Origin of the sequence: Bacillus sp. PAMC28571, assembly GCF_014250435.1 — a bacterium.
In the GTDB taxonomy this organism is placed as follows: Bacteria; Bacillota; Bacilli; order Bacillales; family Bacillaceae; genus Bacillus; species Bacillus safensis.
The window spans coordinates 2,007,236-2,026,434 of sequence record NZ_CP060191.1 but is presented as its reverse complement, the minus strand read 5'-3'; the positions used below and the strand labels follow the sequence as shown (position 1 = coordinate 2,026,434).

The 19,199-nt window shown below is 40.1% G+C and carries 26 protein-coding genes and 1 tRNA gene; 23 read left to right on the top strand and 4 right to left on the bottom strand.

The features are described from left to right. Window positions 1–197 precede the first annotated feature (197 nt). The 10 genes from rpmG to H7F25_RS10120 all read left to right on the top strand — a co-directional run bounded on the left by rpmG (window position 198) and on the right by H7F25_RS10120 (window position 9,827). Window positions 198–347 carry a 50S ribosomal protein L33 gene (rpmG, locus tag H7F25_RS10165; RefSeq protein ID WP_008360061.1) on the top strand — a complete coding sequence of 50 codons (150 nt, stop codon included), beginning with the start codon at window positions 198–200 and terminating at the stop codon, window positions 345–347. A 48-nt stretch (window positions 348–395) separates the two neighbouring features. Next, window positions 396–956 carry a 5-formyltetrahydrofolate cyclo-ligase gene (locus tag H7F25_RS10160; RefSeq protein ID WP_185853690.1) on the top strand — a complete coding sequence of 187 codons (561 nt, stop codon included), beginning with the start codon at window positions 396–398 and terminating at the stop codon, window positions 954–956. 690 nt (window positions 957–1,646) lie between these two features. Continuing rightward, complete coding sequence (locus H7F25_RS10155; protein WP_162176177.1) at window positions 1,647–1,820, top strand: hypothetical protein; 174 nt, start codon at window positions 1,647–1,649, stop codon at window positions 1,818–1,820. 86 nt (window positions 1,821–1,906) lie between these two features. Next, the gene (locus H7F25_RS10150) at window positions 1,907–3,445 is read left to right on the top strand and encodes a rhomboid family intramembrane serine protease (protein WP_185853689.1); all 1,539 of its coding nucleotides are present in this window, start codon (window positions 1,907–1,909) and stop codon (window positions 3,443–3,445) included. Between the two features lie 70 nt (window positions 3,446–3,515). Continuing rightward, a complete protein-coding gene (locus H7F25_RS10145) occupies window positions 3,516–3,719 on the top strand; it encodes a YqgQ family protein (protein ID WP_025092967.1) in 204 nt (67 codons plus the stop codon). Between the two features lie 13 nt (window positions 3,720–3,732). Continuing rightward, on the top strand, window positions 3,733–4,686 hold the full coding sequence (locus H7F25_RS10140; protein WP_025092968.1) for an ROK family glucokinase: 954 nt from the start codon (window positions 3,733–3,735) through the stop codon (window positions 4,684–4,686). 213 nt (window positions 4,687–4,899) lie between these two features. After that, on the top strand, window positions 4,900–6,819 hold the full coding sequence (locus H7F25_RS10135; RefSeq protein WP_024427981.1) for an LTA synthase family protein: 1,920 nt from the start codon (window positions 4,900–4,902) through the stop codon (window positions 6,817–6,819). A gap of 84 nt (window positions 6,820–6,903) precedes the next feature. After that, on the top strand, window positions 6,904–8,028 hold the full coding sequence (locus tag H7F25_RS10130; protein ID WP_185853688.1) for a M14 family metallopeptidase: 1,125 nt from the start codon (window positions 6,904–6,906) through the stop codon (window positions 8,026–8,028). A 154-nt stretch (window positions 8,029–8,182) separates the two neighbouring features. Next, window positions 8,183–9,436: an MFS transporter gene (locus H7F25_RS10125; RefSeq protein WP_149126475.1), complete on the top strand. Its 1,254-nt coding sequence runs from the start codon at window positions 8,183–8,185 to the stop codon at window positions 9,434–9,436. Between the two features lie 76 nt (window positions 9,437–9,512). Further along, window positions 9,513–9,827 carry an MTH1187 family thiamine-binding protein gene (locus H7F25_RS10120; protein WP_024427984.1) on the top strand — a complete coding sequence of 105 codons (315 nt, stop codon included), beginning with the start codon at window positions 9,513–9,515 and terminating at the stop codon, window positions 9,825–9,827. 224 nt (window positions 9,828–10,051) lie between these two features. Here the strand turns inward: H7F25_RS10120 and H7F25_RS10115 are convergent, their stop codons facing one another. Continuing rightward, window positions 10,052–10,225: a DUF2759 domain-containing protein gene (locus H7F25_RS10115; protein ID WP_003217333.1), complete on the bottom strand. Its 174-nt coding sequence runs from the start codon at window positions 10,223–10,225 to the stop codon at window positions 10,052–10,054. Window positions 10,226–10,382: 157 nt separating this feature from the next. On the opposite strand from H7F25_RS10115, the gene H7F25_RS10110 reads away from it, so the two are divergent. After that, window positions 10,383–11,021, top strand: a complete 639-nt coding sequence (locus tag H7F25_RS10110) for an MBL fold metallo-hydrolase (protein WP_024422981.1) — start codon at window positions 10,383–10,385, stop codon at window positions 11,019–11,021. Window positions 11,022–11,068: 47 nt separating this feature from the next. On the opposite strand, the gene H7F25_RS10105 is transcribed toward H7F25_RS10110, so the two are convergent. Then, window positions 11,069–11,311, bottom strand: a complete 243-nt coding sequence (locus H7F25_RS10105) for a DUF2626 domain-containing protein (RefSeq protein WP_003217440.1) — start codon at window positions 11,309–11,311, stop codon at window positions 11,069–11,071. 212 nt (window positions 11,312–11,523) lie between these two features. On the opposite strand from H7F25_RS10105, the gene H7F25_RS10100 reads away from it, so the two are divergent. Then, a complete protein-coding gene (locus tag H7F25_RS10100) occupies window positions 11,524–11,904 on the top strand; it encodes a Spx/MgsR family RNA polymerase-binding regulatory protein (protein WP_007501232.1) in 381 nt (126 codons plus the stop codon). Window positions 11,905–11,959: 55 nt separating this feature from the next. On the opposite strand, the gene H7F25_RS10095 is transcribed toward H7F25_RS10100, so the two are convergent. Further along, a tRNA-Gln gene (locus H7F25_RS10095) sits at window positions 11,960–12,030 on the bottom strand. A gap of 97 nt (window positions 12,031–12,127) precedes the next feature. Here H7F25_RS10095 and H7F25_RS10090 point away from each other — a divergent pair. The 9 genes from H7F25_RS10090 (at window position 12,128) to H7F25_RS10050 (ending at window position 17,392) form a co-directional block, all read left to right on the top strand. Next, window positions 12,128–13,003 carry an STAS domain-containing protein gene (locus H7F25_RS10090; RefSeq protein ID WP_024422979.1) on the top strand — a complete coding sequence of 292 codons (876 nt, stop codon included), beginning with the start codon at window positions 12,128–12,130 and terminating at the stop codon, window positions 13,001–13,003. Between the two features lie 177 nt (window positions 13,004–13,180). Continuing rightward, window positions 13,181–14,251 carry a competence type IV pilus ATPase ComGA gene (gene comGA / locus H7F25_RS10085; RefSeq protein WP_025092972.1) on the top strand — a complete coding sequence of 357 codons (1,071 nt, stop codon included), beginning with the start codon at window positions 13,181–13,183 and terminating at the stop codon, window positions 14,249–14,251. Beyond that, window positions 14,232–15,272, top strand: a complete 1,041-nt coding sequence (gene comGB / locus H7F25_RS10080; protein ID WP_103131948.1) for a competence type IV pilus assembly protein ComGB — start codon at window positions 14,232–14,234, stop codon at window positions 15,270–15,272. The genes comGA and comGB overlap by 20 nt, the downstream gene beginning before the upstream one ends. Window positions 15,273–15,288: 16 nt before the next feature. Beyond that, window positions 15,289–15,582 carry a competence type IV pilus major pilin ComGC gene (gene comGC / locus H7F25_RS10075; protein WP_024422977.1) on the top strand — a complete coding sequence of 98 codons (294 nt, stop codon included), beginning with the start codon at window positions 15,289–15,291 and terminating at the stop codon, window positions 15,580–15,582. Further along, window positions 15,575–16,021: a competence type IV pilus minor pilin ComGD gene (gene comGD, locus H7F25_RS10070; protein WP_185853687.1), complete on the top strand. Its 447-nt coding sequence runs from the start codon at window positions 15,575–15,577 to the stop codon at window positions 16,019–16,021. The genes comGC and comGD overlap by 8 nt, the downstream gene beginning before the upstream one ends. Continuing rightward, on the top strand, window positions 16,005–16,319 hold the full coding sequence (gene comGE / locus H7F25_RS10065) for a competence type IV pilus minor pilin ComGE (protein ID WP_073206282.1): 315 nt from the start codon (window positions 16,005–16,007) through the stop codon (window positions 16,317–16,319). Before comGD ends, comGE begins: the two co-directional genes overlap by 17 nt. Beyond that, the gene (gene comGF, locus H7F25_RS10060) at window positions 16,231–16,758 is read left to right on the top strand and encodes a competence type IV pilus minor pilin ComGF (RefSeq protein WP_258011119.1); all 528 of its coding nucleotides are present in this window, start codon (window positions 16,231–16,233) and stop codon (window positions 16,756–16,758) included. The genes comGE and comGF overlap by 89 nt, the downstream gene beginning before the upstream one ends. Continuing rightward, entirely contained in the window at window positions 16,755–17,138 is a 384-nt protein-coding gene (locus H7F25_RS10055; RefSeq protein WP_103131951.1) for a competence type IV pilus minor pilin ComGG, read from the top strand. Before comGF ends, H7F25_RS10055 begins: the two co-directional genes overlap by 4 nt. A 59-nt stretch (window positions 17,139–17,197) precedes the next feature. Next, window positions 17,198–17,392 carry a YqzE family protein gene (locus H7F25_RS10050; protein WP_024422974.1) on the top strand — a complete coding sequence of 65 codons (195 nt, stop codon included), beginning with the start codon at window positions 17,198–17,200 and terminating at the stop codon, window positions 17,390–17,392. Window positions 17,393–17,426: 34 nt separating this feature from the next. Here H7F25_RS10050 and H7F25_RS10045 read toward each other — a convergent pair whose 3' ends face one another. Continuing rightward, on the bottom strand, window positions 17,427–17,705 hold the full coding sequence (locus H7F25_RS10045) for a DUF3889 domain-containing protein (protein ID WP_171464609.1): 279 nt from the start codon (window positions 17,703–17,705) through the stop codon (window positions 17,427–17,429). Window positions 17,706–18,004: 299 nt separating this feature from the next. On the opposite strand from H7F25_RS10045, the gene tapA reads away from it, so the two are divergent. Both tapA and sipW read left to right on the top strand, forming a co-directional pair. Beyond that, entirely contained in the window at window positions 18,005–18,532 is a 528-nt protein-coding gene (tapA, locus tag H7F25_RS10040; RefSeq protein WP_103131952.1) for an amyloid fiber anchoring/assembly protein TapA, read from the top strand. A gap of 52 nt (window positions 18,533–18,584) precedes the next feature. Next, on the top strand, window positions 18,585–19,157 hold the full coding sequence (gene sipW / locus H7F25_RS10035) for a signal peptidase I SipW (protein ID WP_185853686.1): 573 nt from the start codon (window positions 18,585–18,587) through the stop codon (window positions 19,155–19,157). Window positions 19,158–19,199 lie beyond the last annotated feature (42 nt).

Sequence of the window (19,199 nt, the reverse complement as noted above, 5' to 3'; positions counted from 1 at the left end):
GTATACAGTACGACAAAGATTGAGGTTTTATAGGGGAGCAGGCTATTTTTCATGAATTGACCGTGCGATATGGATCAGAACGTGGATGGATTGCACTGAAATTCAAATTGGTGAAAAAACATTCTAGCATTCCTAAGCTAGAAGTGGTATTATAGTTAGGTCTGAATGTGAATTGATTTTAGTTTGGAGGGAAAAACATGCGCGTAAATATTACTCTAGCTTGCACTGAATGCGGTGAGCGTAACTATATTACTAAAAAGAATAAGCGAAACAATCCAGATCGCGTTGAATTCAAAAAGTATTGCTCACGTGATAAAAAACAAACTTTACATCGTGAAACAAAGTAAGCAGCAGGGAATTTTCCTGCTGTTTTTTTATGATGGGAGATGATCTGTGTGAAAAAGGAACTTCGCCTTCAAACATTAGCCAAGCTGGACCAGATGAGTACCGAAGAATTCAAGCGAAGCACCGCTTTACTTCATGAGCGCTTGTTTCAACTGCCAGCATGGAAACAAGCGAATACGGTTGCACTTACCATGTCTAGAGGAAAAGAGGTACCGACAATGCCTCTCATTGAAAAAGCATGGCGGGAGGGGAAAACAGTATGTGTACCCACCTGTTTTCCGGAAACAAAAGAGATGACGTTTTATAAATATACACCAGAAACGAAAATGATCTCCCGCTACTTTGGGCTATTGGAGCCAGATCCTCTGACGTCGGCCACTGCATCTAAAGAATCAATCGATTTGATCATTGTGCCTGGTGTGTGCTTCGATCGAAAAGGCTACCGTATCGGATATGGGGGCGGCTATTATGACCGCTACTTAGCTGACTATCACGGCGAAACGCTTGCCCTTTGTTTAACAGTACAGCAAACCGAGCATATTCCGGCTGAAACGCACGACATCCCGGTCTCAATCATGGTCAGTGAGAAGGGTACCATATATCTAAAATAAAGTCCGCTGCATATACATATGAACGGGCTTTTTTTGTTGAGCGAAGGTGCTTGCTTATGATCAAAAGTCACATGCACGATAGCGATCAACATTCTTCATTAAAAGGCATTTTAGCTGACGGGGGATATTTTTTGAAAAAATTTCGTGGAAAGAAAAGATACTTCCGTAATATGTGGGAGGAAGTGAATACTTGTGACTTAAAACTTGATCGTGATTTATGGTATTTTGGCATACGCACCTTGATTTTTTTGGAGTCGGGGAAATAGCTTAAAAATAAGAAGAGAGCATATCAAAGCTCATATCGCTTTATATCATAGGCGGCTAAAACAGCTTGAAAGCTTTGAAAAGCCATACCAAACTTGGATTTGTATTCACGAACATGCCCCTGGTTTAGACGCTGTATATGTTCATACACCAAATCCATACGGCAGTTACTTCCCGCACAAGGTGGAGGAGTTATAGCCGAATGGTAAGCTGCCTCATACCTTCAAGGATTTAATCGACCTTCATCCATTTGATGTTTCTTATGATCAATCAGAGTGCGGAGAGGTCTATTATATTCAATCAAAAGAACAAGGGATTAGATTGTGAAGGCCTCTTTATGAAAGGAACCTTTTAAGCGATAAAAACGATGGTTCATGCATAAACAAATCCTATTTAAGCCACGATACGAACATAGGAGGGAATATGATGAATAAAATGATTTGGAGCATTGTGTTCACACTGTTTGCATTCGTTCTCGTGCAAAATCGTTATCGGCTCATGAATTTGGTTTTAGGGCAAAATCAAGTCCGGCACTTTTTGATTAAATGGCTGATGAAAATCCCATATTTTCGGACGAAATTTATTCGCCAAGCATTCTAATCCCGCAAAAGCCGGGATTTTTTTGTTTAGAAATGCGGATAAGAACGATTCTTGCTATAATAATGTAAAAAATGGAGCGCGAATGTATGAATGTCATAGATAGTTTATTTTGGCGAGTTGTTGATGAACTTAGACAAAAAGGATACGAGATGATTCAAAGTCCGTACCCAGAAGATGAAATATTTTTTGAAGCACCACGAAACTCAGGTTATGATCTCATCCGTCTATATAGAAAAGATGTGAATTTCAGGCAGGAGATCGTTCGAGATATCGAGGAGCAAACATATCGGATCAATCAGCTGAGAGAAGCTATGCGTAAACGATCTCTTCATCTCCTGCAGCTGCAATTTACAACTGATGTTCCAGTAGATGATTGGGAAGACCTAAACGGTCAGCCGCAAAAAGAGAATAAGGTGACAGTTACTCCTGTATTACTCAATGCAGACACGCTTCAAAACGATGTAAACGAACTGCAAAAATGGCTGAATACATCGCTTGCAGTAGATGTAGAAGAAGCGAAGAAAGATACAGCTGAGGATGCAATGCAGCTGAAAAGGAACGTGCTTCAGGCATTTGATGATCAGGAAAAGCAGCGAGAACGAGAACGGGCCGTGTTTCAAAATGGGAGACCCATTTTTACCTACTTGCTGATCGCTGTCCAAGTGGTGATGTTTCTTTTACTTGAGCTGTCAGGCGGAAGTACCAATACCGCAACTTTAACAGCATTTGGTGCTAAAAATAATGTGCTGATTTTAGAGGGTGAATGGTGGCGCCTGATGACACCAATGTTTTTACATATTGGCTTGACGCACTTACTCTTTAATACTTTTGCTCTTTGGTCCGTTGGAGCGGCTGTTGAGAGAATTTATGGGTCGGGAAGATTTTTGCTCATCTATTTGATTTCCGGCATTTTTGGCTCTATAGCGAGCTTTGTGTTTAATACGGCAATTGCAGCCGGTGCATCTGGCGCGATCTTTGGCTGCTTAGGCGCACTGTTATATTTAGCCATCTCAAACCGAAAGCTTTTCTTTCGGACGATGGGGACAAATATTATTGTCATTATCCTCATCAACCTAGGAATAGGCTTCACTGTATCAGGTATTGATAACGCAGGGCATCTTGGCGGCCTGGTTGGCGGTTTTTTCACCGCATTAGCTGTCCGTCTGCCTAAACAGATCCAGCCTGTCAAAATGCTTCTTGCGAGTGCTGCTTTGCTCTTTATTGGCGGTTTTGGATTGTATACAGGGTTTCATTCTGACGATCAAAAGGAAGCAGCGGCAGCAAGTGAGGCAGCAAGTTTATTTGATGAGAAAAAGTATAGCGAAGCAAGTGAACGACTAGAGGAATATGTGCACGATAAAGATGCATCAGCTGAAGCACTTCATATCTATGCACTATCGGAAGCGCAGCAGGGCCAACTTGATAAGGCTATTCAATTTTTACAAAAGTCGCTTGAAAAAGATCCAGATGATCCAAATAAACTGTATCATTTATCGCTTTTATACGTAGAAAAAGGAGAGACAGCGAAAGCAGAGGATCTATTAGCGAAAGCTTTAAAACAAGATCCTCAAAATGATCAATTTTTAAAGCTGAAACAATATATCGAAAATAGTCAAACACGTTGAATGACTTGACTGAAAGCGCATTTATGAATACGCTTATCCTATCTGTTGATGAAAAGAAATGGTGGAAACAATGAAAACGTTATATGATGTACAGCAGCTGCTCATGAGATTTGGAAATTATGTGTATTTCGGAGATCGTGAAGTAGAATTAGAATTTATGGCAGACGAATTGAAGGAAATGTATACAGCGGGCATCATTGACCGGACCGAATGGTCAAACGCAATGACGATTCTTCAAATGGAGCTAGCCAAATTAAATCGAAAAACAATGTGAAGGTGGAGGGCATATGACAGGGGATTGGTTTGTAGGTATTGATCTTGGCGGTACGACAATTAAGCTTGCGTTCATTAATCTATATGGTGAAATTCAGCATAAGTGGGAGATTCCTACGGATAAATCCGGGCAGACGATCACAGTCGATATTGCCAAATCAATTGACCATAAACTGGTTGAGATCAGTATGCCGAAATCAGCACTTATTGGGATCGGAATGGGTGCACCTGGACCTGTAGATAAAGTATCTGGCATTGTCTATAAAACAACGAATCTGGGCTGGACAAATTACCCCTTGAAAGATCACCTAGAGGCAGAGACGGGACTTCCATCTGTCATTGAAAATGATGCGAATATTGCTGCACTCGGTGAAATGTGGAAGGGTGCAGGCGATGGCGCAAAAAATATCCTGATGGTCACACTTGGAACAGGGGTTGGCGGCGGCATCATCGTCAACGGTGAAGTTGTTCAAGGGGAGACAGGTGCTGGCGGAGAAATTGGCCATATTTGTGCCGTTCCATTTCAAGGAGCACCGTGTAACTGCGGAAGAACAGGCTGTATTGAAACGATCGCATCTGCAACTGGCATCGTCCGGATTGCAAAGGATAAATTAGAAACCGAGCAGCATACATCTTCACTTGGCAAGCTCGCTTCGCTATCGGCAAAGAATGTATTTGAAGCGGCAGAAAACGGAGATGATCTTGCAATGCGTGTCGTAGAAGAAGTGACGACACATCTTGGACTTGTCCTAGCGAATCTTGCTAGTGCTTTAAACCCAACAAAAATTGTAATTGGCGGTGGTGTTTCAAAAGCAGGTGAGCTTCTTCGCAGTAAAGTAGAGCGCATTGTGAAACAACATGCTTTCCCGCCTTGCGCTGACGATGTTGAAGTGGTAATTGCATCACTCGGAAACGATGCGGGTGTTATCGGCGGTGCATGGATGGCAAAAACCAAATGGCTGTCTTGAACAAAAAAGTCATAATGATGTCATTTTTATAAAAAAAAGCGATAGATAGGCATGAAATTGGATGTTTAGCATATTCATAAGTTTGTCATGAGGAAAAAGACATTGATTTTCCATCATATACAGGATAAGATATACTTTAGTTATTTTTCTAGAAGCACCAATAATTAGGGTATATCTAGAGCCTGAGTGCGCGCTTAGCATAAGGAGGTTACAATGCGAAAGAATAGATTAAAGGCGATTTCATTTTTACTGATTGCGACATTGCTGATGTGGGTCAAAACCTATGTTATCTATAAATCTAGCTTCAATATTAAAATTGAAAATTTCATGCAGGAGTTTATCCTGTTTATTAATCCGCTTAGCTTTCTTTTGTTTATCTTCGGTATCGGTTTATTTTTCAAAGAAAAAAATCGCAATCGATATATCATCGTGACAAGCTTTATCCTAACATTCGTTTTGTTAGCCAACATTGTGTTTTATCGATTCTATAGTGATTTTCTAACCATCCCCGTCCTATTTCAAACAAACAATATGGGTGACCTCGGGTCCAGTATTACCTCTTTAATTGAACCAGTCGATTTACTGATGTTTGTTGATATCATCATTTTAATTTGGCTCTATAAAAAACAGCCTTCCTTTAGAACAGATGTCACCGTTTCACGAAAAGAACGAGCAGCATATTACTTATTTGTGGCAGCTACATTTTTCTTTAACCTTGGTTTAGCTGAAACAGAAAGACCAGAACTGCTTACTCGCTCATTTGACCGTGAGATGCTGGTGAAAAATATCAGCTTATATAACTTCCATATTTATGATGGGGTATTGCAATCGAAGCAGTCCGCCCAGCGGGCTCTTGCTGACAGCAATAGCTTAACTGAAATTGAAAACTATGTAAGCGCAAATCAAACGGACCGTAATGAAAAGACATTTGGTCAAGCAAAAGGACGAAATGTCATTCTTGTATCACTTGAATCGACACAGAGTTTCGTGATCAATGAAAAATTAAACGGGAAAGAAATTACTCCGTTTTTAAACAAATTGATCAAGAAGAGCTATAACTTTACTAATTTTTATCACCAAACAGGTCAAGGGAAAACATCTGATTCAGAGTTTATTGTAGATAATTCTCTTTATCCACTTGGAAGAGGGGCTGTGTTCTTCACAAATCCAAGTAATGAGTTTACAGCGACACCTGAGCTGTTAAAGGATGAGGGCTACCACTCTTCTGTTATTCATGCGAATAACAAAAGCTTCTGGAACCGTGACCTTATCTACGATAGCTTTGGCTACGATAAGTTCTTTGATATTAAATCATTTGATGTGAATGAAGAAAACTCAGTTGGCTGGGGACTGAAAGATGGTCCGTTCTTTGAGCAGTCCGCTGAATTAATGAAATCGATCCCGCAGCCTTTCTATACGAGATTGATTACATTAACGAACCATTTCCCTTTTGATTTAGATGAAGAAGATAAGCTCATTGATGAATATGATTCAAAGAGCAAAACACTGAACAAGTACTTCCCTACAGTGCGTTATCAAGATGAAGCCCTTAAGCTTTTCTTTAAAAAGATGAAGGAAGCTGGGTTATACGATAACTCCATTTTTGTTTTGTATGGGGATCACTACGGAATTTCTGAAAACCATAACGAAGCCATGGGACAATTTTTAAATAAAGAGATTACGCCATTTGAAGAAGTGCAGCTTCAAAAAGTCCCGTTTGTTGTACACATTCCAGGGGTAACGGATCAACATCCAAAAGAAATTGATACGGTAGGCGGTCAGGTCGATATCCGTCCAACTGTACTCAATCTTCTAGGGATTGATACAAGTAAACAAATTCAATTTGGTCATGACCTTTTATCAAAAGATACGAATGACTTTACAGTACTCCGTGATGGAAGCTTTATTACGAAGGACAGCATTTTTACAGATGGTGTTTGCTACAATAAAGAGACAGGCGAGCCAGCAGATGATAAAAATGTGTGTCAGTCTTATGAAGAGAAAGCGAAGCAGGAGCTTCAATTCTCTGATCAAATCATCTACGGAGATCTCCTTAGATTTTATGATCGAAACAGCCCGGACCATTCACCATCCAAAAAAGAAGGTGAAACGGAGCTGAAAAAGGCGTCCTAATAGATGAAAAACCTCTGCTATTTTAGAAGCAGAGGTTTTCTTTTTTTGTCTGACGGCTCATATAGTATGAGAGGAGGGATGTAAATGAAGACAACGTCGTTTGGAAAAATTGAATGGCAGCTGGATGAAACAGGGAGGGATGCTGTGGCAAAGCAGCTTGGTATTGGTAAAGCTGCTTTTCATTTATCTAATCAATCAAGCACTGATAACCTTCTTTTACCGGGATATAGACTTCCAGAAGGAGTCCATGTATTTGATTCGATAGGTGATGTGCAGAGATTTATTGCACCTTACAGACTGCAGCAAACCGATGATTGGATTAATGGAACATTTGAATATGATAGCGCTCGATTAGAAGAAGAGCTGAGCCGCTTGAAAGCCGTATTTCCTTTTCTTCATATCAGCGTTATTGGCCATTCAGTGCTTGATACACCTATTTATGAGATCCGAACAGAGCCTGTTCAGCATTTACATTCTATTCATCTCAATGCCTCATTTCATGCAAATGAATGGATCACGACGTCTGTTTTATTAAAATGGTTGAAATCGCTTTGCTTAGCAGCGTCAGATCCGGTTCAGGCAAGACATTATGAAGCGGTTCATATCCTGCAGACCACCGCTTTATCCATCGTGCCAATGGTCAATCCAGATGGAGTGGATTTGGTTCGTAATGGACCGGAGTCACTAGGTCTTCATCATGAAGAATTCACACTGCTAAACGAGGGATATTCCGATTACCGGGAATGGAAAGCAAATATTCGAGGGGTGGATTTAAACAATCAATTCCCTGCTTATTGGGAGATCGAGTACTATCGTCATCAGTCGAAGGCACCGTCCTACCGGGATTATCCTGGGCGCGAGCCATTAACAGAACCAGAAGCGAAAGCGATGGCCAATCTTGCGTTGCGAAAACGATTTGACCGGCTGATCGCCCTTCATACACAAGGAGAAGAGATCTATTGGGGGTTTCTTGGCCATGAGCCAGCCATCTCAAAAGAAACGGTCAAACGATTCGAACGAGTGAGCGGCTACAAACCGATCCAATATCTCGACAGCTATGCAGGCTATCGCGATTGGTTTATTTATCAATTTCATAGTGAGGGCTATACAGTCGAGCTTGGTCTAGGGAAAAATCCTCTTTCCATGGATCAATTTGATTCGATCTATGAAAAAACAAAGCGGCTTTTGTGGGAAGCGTGTAAGTGTTAAAAGCACCTGGCTGGTGCTTTTTCATATTTTGAGAAAATCAATTGCTTATGGTCAATAAAAACAATGTTGAAGCAATTGACGAAGGCCTCCTAGTAAGCTATTGTGAAAGATATGGATGTAAAAAAAAGGATATGATTTAGGGAGATGTCGACTATTGAGTGCTCAAAGCCTGTGGAAAAGAAATTTTACTTATTTATTTGTTTCTAAAATGTGCAAAATTACGGCTGATAGTTTATCTTTCAACACCATCTTGTGGCTTTTAGTACTAGGAGGGAAAGGGGCCATAGGGACAGCTTTTTTTATTGCAGTCAGCTTTGTTCCTCAAGCGATTGTTGGACCATTTATTACGCCTATGATGAAGCCGCATCAATTGAAATTTTGGATGTGTTTTGCTGATTTAACACGAGGAGCGATTATCCTTGTGATCGTGGTTAGTTACTTTTATGGTTTCACACCATTAGTCCTCATCATTGGCTGTATGCTGCTGCATTCGGCGACAGGTGGCTCCTATGAACCGGCATCTGTATCGATTATCCCAAAGCTTGTTCATGAAGACCTCATACAAAAAGCGAATGCAACGATCCAATCAGCAAGTCATGTAGTAAGACTTGTGACGGTCACGATTTGTGGTGTCATGATTGCGTTTGTAGGCGTAGGTTATACAATGCTTGTGATCATTCCTCTTTACCTTTTGTCCGCTTTATTGGTGTTCATGATTTCATATCAAACAGAAGTCATCATTGATAAAGCCAAAAAAGGGTTATCTTACGGCAAAAGATTAATTCGAGGTTTTTCACTTGTTAGAAGCCATCATATTTTGTTTCCATTAGCGATTTTTTGTGTCTGCTCAAACTTTGCTGCGGCACCATGGGAAGCATTGTCTGTTATTTATTTAACGGAAGACTTACATAGTGGACCGGTCGTCTATTCATTCATCAAAGTCACAACCGCACTAGGCGCATTTTTGATGGGGTTTGTTTTGACAAAGATAAAAGTGAATCGGTATGGATTGCTGTTTATAGGTGCTGGGATTGTTGATGGAATTGCCTTCTTTATCACAGGTATGAACGCATTGTTACCACTTGTGTTTATATCAGCTTTTGCTTTAGGAGCAGCCATTAGTGCAGTTAACGTACCCGAACATACGATGATTCAATTGTCAGTTAAGGCAGAGGATCAGCCGCAAGTGTATGCAATTATCAATATGATTTCTTACTTAATGATTCCGTTAGGCGCCCTCATTGGCGGTTATATGGCAACCCTGTTTGGATCTGGGTATGTCATTGCGGCTGGCGGCATCATTGAAGCTGTTTCAGGTATATGCCTGCTTCTGTTTACAAAGATCGGGAAGGTAGAGAGAGCGGATTTGACGATAGAACGAGACAAACCTGCCGTAAACGCAACGTAAGCATGGCATGATTGAATGAGGATAGGTTACAATGAGGACGAGAAAACATGAGAATTTAATGGAAAGGGGAAAAATTATGGCTATAGCAGACGTCACCATCATTCCAATAGGCACTGAAACACCAAGTGTCAGTGCTTACGTAGCAGATGTACAAAGAATTTTAGAAGGTTTTCAACAAGAAGGAAAAATCAAATATCAATTAACACCGATGAATACGTTAATTGAAGGCGAATTATCCGTTTTATTTGAGGTCATTCAGCGCATTCATGAAGCCCCTTTTGAAAAGGGATTGCACCGAGTAGCGACCAATATTCGCATCGATGACAGACGGGATCAAACCACAACACTTACAAGCAAATTAGAAAGCGTGAATAAGCATTTAAATCAATAAAAAAAGCCTGCTAAATGCAGGCTTTCAGCGTGTAGACAAACCCTCGCATTCTTTGTCAGTCCTGCGTTCCGGTGCTCACGAATGTCATATTCGCTCCGCTCCGTTACTCGTTTTTCCTAGGGCTGCAAGGGCTTTCTATCACGCTGAAAAGAAGACAAAGGGCTAAAATAAAAATCATTTTAGCCCTTTGTAGGAAATCTGAAAGCCTGCTATATGCAGGCTTTTTAATGTGCAGTTGGATAACCGCTATAGATGATGGTCATGACAGTGAACCATCCAAAAACCAAAAATGTAGCGCCTGCAAAAGCGATGGCAAGTACGTTCACTTTTTTTAGTGAGCGATAGATGCCGAGCGCAGCTAAAATCGTGACTAGACCAAAAATAATGACGAGCATCATGTGAAAGTCCCCCTTTGTCATCAATCCCCTTGATTTCCTTTCTTTTCATTTTAACCGTTTTCATAAAGCTTGTCGAGTAGATTCCAGTTGACGATTGTTTGAATTTTTATTGAATAGCCTTCATAATAAAAAAGAATGAATAAAGTAGGTGATGAAAATGAATTGGAGAAGAATGCCACTAGGCTATGTACAAGCGAACGCATATATTTGGAAAAATGAGCAGGGAGAGTGCTTAATTTTTGATCCAGGCGGTGAAGCGCAAAAGCTGATTTCCTATGTAAAAGAAAAACAGCTTACACCGCTTGCTGTCTTATTGACACATGCTCATTTTGATCATATTGGCGCGGCAGATGAGGTGCGCGAAGAGTGGGGAGTGCCGCTGTATGTACACGAAAATGAAAAAGAATGGCTCACGAACGCTGAATTAAACGGTTCAGCTCGATTGATTGGGAATGGAATTACGGTCAAAGAAGCTGAAAAATTGATTACGTCAGAAGGAACGCTTCAAATTGGATCGTTTACATTAGAAATGTTCCATACACCAGGGCATTCACCAGGCAGTGTGTCTTACTATTCGGCGGAAGAGGGCTTTGTTATTTCTGGTGACACGCTATTTGAAGGCGGCATCGGGAGAACAGATTTAGTAGGCGGCAGTCAGGAAGTGCTGCTACAATCAATCCATCAAAAATTATTGTCATTGCCAGAATCAACTCTTGTTTTAAGCGGACATGGCGGGGAAACGACTGTGCTGACGGAGCAGGAGCAAAATCCGTTTATTAATGGTTTTTCTCTTTAATTGCAGGCATGAAAAAAGCATCTCTTTAAAAGAGATGCTTTTTTCAATTAATGTCCGGTACCGGGAACCATGATGAAAATCGAATAATATGTAAATCCGGCAAAGAAAATCGTCAAATACGCTCCGAAAATGTAAATATACATTCTTTCGGATAAATTCAAGTAGGATAAAAATACAAAAAGAACGGTTTGACCGAAGAACAGCAGCGATGCATCTTTCATATGTCCTAAATAGAACATGACAGCAAAAATACCCGTCCAAAAGCCAAGCACGCGGAACATGCGATTCATTTCTTTCCCTCCCCTTATAAACCCCTTTGATTCATATTATAGCTGATCATCACTTGTTATGTAAACATTTACATTTTTGACATCATGTGAACAATTTATTTTGAATGTAGAAAAAATTTTTTTGAAAAAATGATGAAAAAGTGTTTATGCTGAAAAACATGAGGGTACTTACTCCATAAGAGAAAAGGTTAACGACCTAAGGAGGAAGACTAATGAGTGACATTACTTTTTATTCATACCCGAGCTGCACGTCTTGCCGCAAAACAAAACATTGGTTAAAGGCGAATCAAATTGATTTTAAAGAGCGTCACCTTTTCAGAGAAACGCCAACACTAGATGAATTAAAAAAGATTCTTTCTTTAACAACAGAAGGAATGGATGAAATTTTAGCCACACGAAGTCAGGCTTTTAAAAGCTTAAATTTAAATATTAATGACTTAAAAGTAAACGAGGTCTTACAGCTTCTCATTGAAAAACCAAAGCTGCTACGGAGACCAATCATTATTGATGGAAATAAACTGGTAGTAGGTTATAATCCAGGAGAACTCATGAAAATATCAAAAAAGAAAGCGATTCATCAATCAGTTTCCTAATAAAAAACGAAGATCAGCTGAAACATGCTTCAGCCGTCTTCGTTTTTGTGCTGAACTGGGCTAGCTGGGTTCGAACCAACGATCACGGAGTCAAAGTCCATTGCCTTACCACTTGGCTATAGCCCAATATCAAACGTGTAATGATATTGTTCACCATCTGCGGTCATTTATACATAAAAGTTGTATGTCACGAGTTTTAGTGAAAAAGGAGCGAAAGAAGTAAATGAAAAATGAAAAATCTAAGCAATTATATGAATTTATCCTAAAAGAAGCCCCTGTCATGACCGAAGAATGGCTAAAAACAAGAACAGAAGAAGGCTCATTATATTCTAAACATGCTTCAGAGGAAACGGAAAAGAAGCTGAAGGAACAGAACACAGCGTTTATTCAAACCATTGCAGCCACGCTTGTGACGCTGTCAGACAAAGTAGAAAACCATTTGAAAAAGTGGTCTGTTGATATTGCACGTGATCGAGCAGTGCACGAGGTGCCGCTATATGAAATCATTGGACAGTTTAAGATTTTCCGCCACATTTTCTGTTCGAGAATTGAGACATTCACCCAAGAAACAGAGCTTGAAGTGACGCTGCAAGATGTGTGTCAGTGGAATCAGCACTTTCACGCCACATTTGATGACATGATTGAGCGCTTATCAGAAGAATATGACCGCGTGACACTTAGTCAGCTGAATGCACAAAGAGAGATGATACAAGAACTAAGTGCCCCAGTTATTCCAGTATCAAAGGAAATTGGGATTTTGCCGCTGATTGGAGAGATCGATACGTACCGGGCCAAAATCATTCTGGAATCCGTACTAGAACAGGCTTCAAGACTGCGTCTAACGCACTTATTTATTGATATTTCTGGTGTTCCCGTTGTTGATACGATGGTGGCTTATCAGCTGTTTAAAGTGGTCGATAGTGCGAAACTGCTAGGAATTGAGACGATTATTTCAGGCATCCGACCAGAGATCGCTCAAACTGTAGTGAAACTGGGCATTGATTTCTCAAAAGTAAATACTGAGCATAGCCTTGCAAAAGCGTTAGAAAAAAGAGGATTTCGTATCTTTGAAGAGCAGCCGCAAGAAGCCACATCATGACCAAAAAACCTGTACTTGTAAAAGTCAGGTTTTTTTATATGCTCTTTTCTAAAAAATGATGTAATGCATCGTGAGTTGAGGGTTTTCATCATTTATTAGTCATGAAAATCATAAATTGCTCTTTTGTCATTCACGTTCCGCCATTCTACAATGTGATCACAGAAAGGAGTGATCCACTTGTATGGGATTGAATATTTAAGGCAAGAGCTGCTAGAAGAAGCATGCCGCATGAGGGCTTCTGATGTGCATATTGTGCCAAAAGAAAAGGAAGCTTCGGTGTCATTTCGTGTTGACTCAGATTTAATCCAGCAGCGAACGATTGATAAAAAAAGCGGAGAGAGGCTTATTGCACATTTTAAATTTTTATCTTCTATGGATATCGGGGAAAAAAGGAGACCGCAAAATGGCTCACTAGCTGTGATGCTAAGAAAAGGTCAAGTATTTATTCGGATGTCTACCTTGCCGACAGTGAATGATGAGAGCTTAGTGATTAGGATTTTACCGCAGGATCATGTTCCGAAAATAAAACATCTATCATTATTTCCGAAAGCCTCAGCCAGATTATTATCCTTTTTAAACCACTCGCATGGACTCATTTTATTTACTGGGCCAACAAATTCAGGGAAAACGACAACACTATATTCATTGATCCAGTTTGCAAAAAAGAATTTTAACCGAAATATTATTACACTTGAAGATCCTGTGGAAACAAGAAATGAAGAAGTATTACAGGTTCAAGTAAATGAAAAAGCCGGCATCACGTATGCCGCTGGGTTACGCGCTATTTTAAGACATGATCCAGATGTGATTGTGCTAGGAGAAATAAGAGATGCTGAAACGGCTAGAACGGCGATTAGAGCAGCACTGACAGGCCATTTAGTATTGAGTACGCTCCATGCAAAAAACGCAAAAGGAGCCCTTTATCGTATGCTTGAATTTGGTGTCACGATGAATGAACTTGAGCAAACGATGGTTGCGATTGCTGCGCAGCGATTAATCGAGCTCACCTGTCCTTTTTGCGGAGAAAGATGTCAGCTTTACTGTAAATTAAATCGACCGATCAGACGAACAAATGTATTTGAACTGCTGTTCGGAAAAGAGCTTGGTGAGTGTATCAAGGAGGCTAAAGGAGAATATGCTCACTCGTCATATGAAACACTGCAAAGATTAATTCGTAAAGGAGTGGCACTCGGCTATTTATCAAAAAACACTTACCATCGCTGGGTTTATGAAGAAGCGAGCCTCTAAAGTATGGTCTAAAAAGGATCAAGCTGAATGCCTATCAAAACTGGCTCAATTAATTCAGGCTGGATATACATTGATTGAGGCATTAGTGATGGTGAATATCCAGTTATCAAAACAACAGCGGCAGCAATTAAAACTAGGTATTCAGTGGCTTCACGAAGGCGAGCCTTTTTATGTAGTGCTGGAGAGACTCCATTTTCAGCGGGAAGTCATCGCTATACTATGTTTTTCTGAGAAGCATGGCAGTCTAGCCCGTGCTTTAGAACAAAGCGCCCGTTTTTTAGAGAAAAAAATCAAACAGTTAGACACGTTTAAACGTATGTTACGTTACCCGCTTTTCCTCATCTTCACGGTTTTGGTCGTGCTGGTACTCGTTCAGCAAATGATCATTCCTCAATTTTCTGTTTTGTACTCATCGATGGATACCCGCATGTCTTGGCTGATTCAAGGGATGTTTGGACTATTTCAATTCCTTCATGCTTTTCTGCTCATCACTAGTTGTCTGTGTATCTGTCTTATTGGATATTATGCTGTTTTTTTTAGGAAAAAGTCGACCCTTGAGAAATTGAGGGTGATGAGTAAGCTGCCTTTTTTATATAAAGGGATGCAGCTGATGCATACGTACCTTTTTTCTCTTCAGCTCAGCGGACTGCTTCAAGCTGGATTATCGATGTACGAAGGTTTGCAAGCTTTTAAACAGCAAAGCTACCTGCCTTTTCTTCAAGAAATAGGTGAACAAATGATGGAAGAGTTAAGAAAAGGAGAAAGCATGGCCCATCAAGTAAGCGTGTCTCCTTTTTTCGAAAAACATTTTGCAGCCATTATCAAGCATGGTGAAGCCAGCGGAATGCTTGCGAGAGAAATGTACACGTACAGCCAATTTCTATTAGAGAATGCAGAGCTAAAAATTGAAAAATGGATGTCTTGGCTGCAGCCAGTTATTTATGGGGTAACAGCACTTCTTATACTCATCGTGTATTTATCTATTCTTTTACCAATGTATCAACTAATGGAGCAAGTGTAAGAAGGAGGACAGAGATATGAATGATAAAGGATTTACCCTGTTAGAAATGTTAATAGTTATGCTCGTAATATCCATTCTTTTACTCATTACCATACCGAATATCACACGTCATCACCAAGCGATTCAGGCAAAGGGCTGTGAAGGGCTTAAATCAATGGTCAGCACACAAGTGATGGCATATGAATTGGAGCATGATGGGAAGACGCCATCTTTAGCTGAATTAGAAAAAGAAGGTTATGTCAAAAAGGGGTTAACTTGTCCTAATGGAAAAGCGATTGTCATTCAAAACGGCAACGTGAAGCATGAATAAATTATTTTTACATGAGAAGGGTTTTACCCTGATTGAACAGCTGTTGATTTTACTTGTTTTATCGATTTTATTGTCGATCATGGGAGGGAAAATCCCAAATATAATAGAGAGCGCTGAAGCCAAAAGACAAGTAAACATCATGAAACAAGATCTTCAAATGGCATCATATACTGCATTTATCAAAAAAACACGTGTACATGTTGGGATCCATCCGCCGCATGTATCTTATCAGGTAATAGATCAAAAGAGTAACGAAGTCATTGCTTCTTATCAACATAAAAAGGGCAGCATCAAAACTTCTACATTCTCGCAAGGTATCTATTTTAATGCAAACGGACATCCAAGCAGCGGTGGATCTTTCATTGTCGAATTTGGCAGTCAAACGTATAAACTCACGATTTATTTAGGAAGCGGGCGAATCCATGTTCAAAAACAATAGAGGATTTAGTACGTTTGAGACACTGTTTGCCTGTCATCTCTTTCTATTTGCTGCCCTAATGCTCATGCCAGCCTATGAAAAACTCATGATGGGGAAAAAGGAAGTGAGAGCCAAGCTTGAAGCTTATCAGGTTTTACATGAACAGATGAATGAAGCATTCATAAATGGGTCAACACCTTCCATCAAAAAGAAGAGAGGCGAGATCACGTATGTTTTCAATTGGCGTAAACAGAAGGGATGTGTTTCATACAAAGTACAAAAAAAAGAGACCATATGCTTTCAGCATGTGGAGCGATGACAAAGCTTTTACCCTTTTACAAGCTTTGTGGCAATTGAAGCTCTTTCTATTTCTTTCTTTTGGCTGTGGACTGATCTTTTCAGCAGCTGAGAAAGCTCGTCCATTTGAAAACATCAACGGATTTTCCCAAATGGAGTGGAAACAGACTGTCCTGCAATTAGATGAGGAATTAAGTCGTGCCGATGCTGTGAAATCAGTGAAAGATGGAAAAGCGTTAGAGTATATTTCTGATCAAGGGCGAGTGGTAACAATTGAGCCATATCAAGAGATGCTTCGAAAACGAACGGATCAAGCTGGACATCTTCCTTTATTGCATAAGGTGAAACAATTTCACGTGAGAACGAGTCAGCATAGAGCGATTCTAAAAGTCACAGATGGATCTGGTAAAGTGTATGAAGCCGTTTTTTTCACATATAAAGGGGTGGTTCGTAAATCGTGAAAAGAGAGGAAGGGTTTATCTATCCGCATGTGCTTGCGGCGATTTTATTTTTTCTCTTGATCCTAGGGGCGATAACGATGGGGTTTCAAAAAGAACTGAAAAGTGCAGAGCTGACGATTTCTTTTTATAAAAAACAGCAGCTTTTTAGGGTGGGTGTGAGTGAAGCTGCCAGCACAGTAGAACGTATTTGTGCGAAACAGAAAACCCATATTGATACTGAAGAAGGCCGTGTGACACTGAAGCGGATGAAATGCGATCTTAAGAAAAAACTTGTCCTTGTTTTGGTGAAGGTGAAAACAAAAGATGGTTTATCCGATGAGCGTGAACTGATGCTGGATTGGAAGACTGGTGAAATCATGAGATGGGCAAATCCTGATTAGCCAGTGTATAAAATCATCCTCTTCCTGGTAAGACTTGAAGGAAGAAGAGGTGAAAGTGCTTGAAAACAAATGACTATGTAAAATATATGACGCAGGAAATCATTAAATATATGAATACACCACGTGACGAACGGAAGGAACACAAACAAGAAAAAATAGAAACGAAACCGCCGTTTTCACAGCGTTTATTTGGGGTTCTGCCGTTTGGCTTATCCATGATGCTTAAAAAACGCCAGCGCCATCGACGAAAGTAAAAAGCCGCCCAGCAGGCGGTTTTTTTATGCCACTTTAGCTGTATTCCTCCACAACAATCACTTTATTCACCTTGTTTGAGTAAGGGTTATAGGAAATGGTGACGAATACCCCAAATTCCTTTGTATGGTCTTTTAACGTAATATGATACTGTTTCACAGATTCCTTATCGCGGTGGCGGTCCCATACTTTTTGTTTAAATAATACTTGCGTTAGCGGGTATCTTTTTTTTGCTTCTTTGACTGCCCGCGTTTCCCATTGATCTGCGGCGGCAGTCAAACCTCTCGCATCAACGGGTTTGACCTCTAGAATCATAGAACTCAGCAGTAAACTGAGCATGATTATGATTTTTCCATATTTCACTTAACATCACCTCACCTCTTCATATCCTGACCAAATCCTACATTTTTATGTAAGTTTTAAGAAGTACAAATGTCACACAAAAAAATATTGAATATGGTGAAAAAATGAGAAAATGGGAGAATTTTCTCGTAATGGTTCTTGTTTAAGAACAAAATGGACTAATTTGACGTTTTGGGTTTTATAGGTATTTCCTTATACTGTATATAATCGTTCTTTTTAAAGAACAGTTGTTCAAGGAGTTGAAGGAATGAATGAAACAGTCGCTCTTTGTACTCTTTTGTGCCATTTGTTTGATTTTGACGTCTTCCATCATGACACCAACGAATGCTTCTTTTAACGATGTTGAGCACAAAAAATTTGTCATGAAAACATGTGAAAATTTTGAACAGACAGATCAGCATTGTCAGCCTAAAAAATGGGATCAAAGTCAATTGGAGCTTATCGATCAAACGATGATCGAAGGAACAGTCTGCGCACCTCAAAAGCTGAGCATGACACTAAAAAATAGTGGACAGCCTATTGCGTACTCTGAATGGAAGTGGGAATTACATAAAATAGGAAATGGTCAGAAGCCATTACAAGATGGTCATATTCTTGAAAAGGGCTCCATAAAGTCCCTGTTATCGCAAGAAACAGCGACTGTCACGACAGATAAAGCAAAAACAAATGGAAGCTATGCATTTAAAATCTATTATCCTAAAGGGTTTAGCGCATCTGATCAGGCGTACTTTTGGTCTAAACCGATGGTGCTCTCAAAGTGTCAAGAAAAGGCGTCCTAAATGGAGCTGTCATTTAAAGTGAAAAAATGATAGGCGAAGGGGAGAAGGGGTTATGAAAAAATGGATGAAGATGTCTGGGAGTATTCTTTATGTGATGGTGTTCACGGTGATGATAGCCTCTATTATTGTCGTGTTGTCATCAAGAACAACAGGAGGAGAACCTCAGATCTTCGGTTATCAATTGAAGCAAGTATTATCAGGTTCGATGGAACCAGAATTTTCAGCTGGGTCACTGATTGTCGTAAAACAGGTTGCCTCACCTGAGACGCTCAAAAAAGGAGATATTATTACGTTTCAAACAAAGCAGGATCAGTCCTTTGTGACCCACCGAATTGTTGGGGTGAAGGGAAAGGGTGCAAATAAAGCGTTTGAGACGAAGGGTGACAATAATATGTATCAAGACGGTACGCTGGTAAAAGCGGATCAGGTAACTGCGCAGTATATGGGAGTGAACATTCCTTATGCAGGAAAGCTTCTTTCGTATGCAGGGACATCAGCTGGAACTGCTTTGCTCCTTATTATACCAGGTGTCATGCTGCTCGTTTATTCAACCATTCATTTTGTGGGCGCAGCGAAACACCGTAGACACACGGCTGATGTACATATGTCAGAGGAACAAGCTTAAATCGTTTGTAACCTAATCAGGTTTCAATAAAACAAAATATTA

Coding starts and splice junctions, on each gene's coding strand:
- rpmG (WP_008360061.1), top strand. CDS start 198: ATGCGCGTAAATATTACTCTAGCTTGCACTGAATGCGGTGAGCGTAAC.
- H7F25_RS10155 (WP_162176177.1), top strand. CDS start 1,647: ATGAATAAAATGATTTGGAGCATTGTGTTCACACTGTTTGCATTCGTT.
- H7F25_RS10150 (WP_185853689.1), top strand. CDS start 1,907: ATGAATGTCATAGATAGTTTATTTTGGCGAGTTGTTGATGAACTTAGA.
- H7F25_RS10145 (WP_025092967.1), top strand. CDS start 3,516: ATGAAAACGTTATATGATGTACAGCAGCTGCTCATGAGATTTGGAAAT.
- H7F25_RS10140 (WP_025092968.1), top strand. CDS start 3,733: ATGACAGGGGATTGGTTTGTAGGTATTGATCTTGGCGGTACGACAATT.
- H7F25_RS10135 (WP_024427981.1), top strand. CDS start 4,900: ATGCGAAAGAATAGATTAAAGGCGATTTCATTTTTACTGATTGCGACA.
- H7F25_RS10130 (WP_185853688.1), top strand. CDS start 6,904: ATGAAGACAACGTCGTTTGGAAAAATTGAATGGCAGCTGGATGAAACA.
- H7F25_RS10120 (WP_024427984.1), top strand. CDS start 9,513: ATGGCTATAGCAGACGTCACCATCATTCCAATAGGCACTGAAACACCA.
- H7F25_RS10115 (WP_003217333.1), bottom strand. CDS start 10,225: ATGATGCTCGTCATTATTTTTGGTCTAGTCACGATTTTAGCTGCGCTC.
- H7F25_RS10110 (WP_024422981.1), top strand. CDS start 10,383: ATGAATTGGAGAAGAATGCCACTAGGCTATGTACAAGCGAACGCATAT.
- H7F25_RS10105 (WP_003217440.1), bottom strand. CDS start 11,311: ATGAATCGCATGTTCCGCGTGCTTGGCTTTTGGACGGGTATTTTTGCT.
- H7F25_RS10100 (WP_007501232.1), top strand. CDS start 11,524: ATGAGTGACATTACTTTTTATTCATACCCGAGCTGCACGTCTTGCCGC.
- H7F25_RS10090 (WP_024422979.1), top strand. CDS start 12,128: ATGAAAAATGAAAAATCTAAGCAATTATATGAATTTATCCTAAAAGAA.
- comGB (WP_103131948.1), top strand. CDS start 14,232: ATGAAGAAGCGAGCCTCTAAAGTATGGTCTAAAAAGGATCAAGCTGAA.
- comGC (WP_024422977.1), top strand. CDS start 15,289: ATGAATGATAAAGGATTTACCCTGTTAGAAATGTTAATAGTTATGCTC.
- comGD (WP_185853687.1), top strand. CDS start 15,575: ATGAATAAATTATTTTTACATGAGAAGGGTTTTACCCTGATTGAACAG.
- comGE (WP_073206282.1), top strand. CDS start 16,005: ATGTTCAAAAACAATAGAGGATTTAGTACGTTTGAGACACTGTTTGCC.
- comGF (WP_258011119.1), top strand. CDS start 16,231: ATGTTTTCAATTGGCGTAAACAGAAGGGATGTGTTTCATACAAAGTAC.
- H7F25_RS10045 (WP_171464609.1), bottom strand. CDS start 17,705: ATGATTCTAGAGGTCAAACCCGTTGATGCGAGAGGTTTGACTGCCGCC.
- tapA (WP_103131952.1), top strand. CDS start 18,005: ATGAAACAGTCGCTCTTTGTACTCTTTTGTGCCATTTGTTTGATTTTG.
- sipW (WP_185853686.1), top strand. CDS start 18,585: ATGAAAAAATGGATGAAGATGTCTGGGAGTATTCTTTATGTGATGGTG.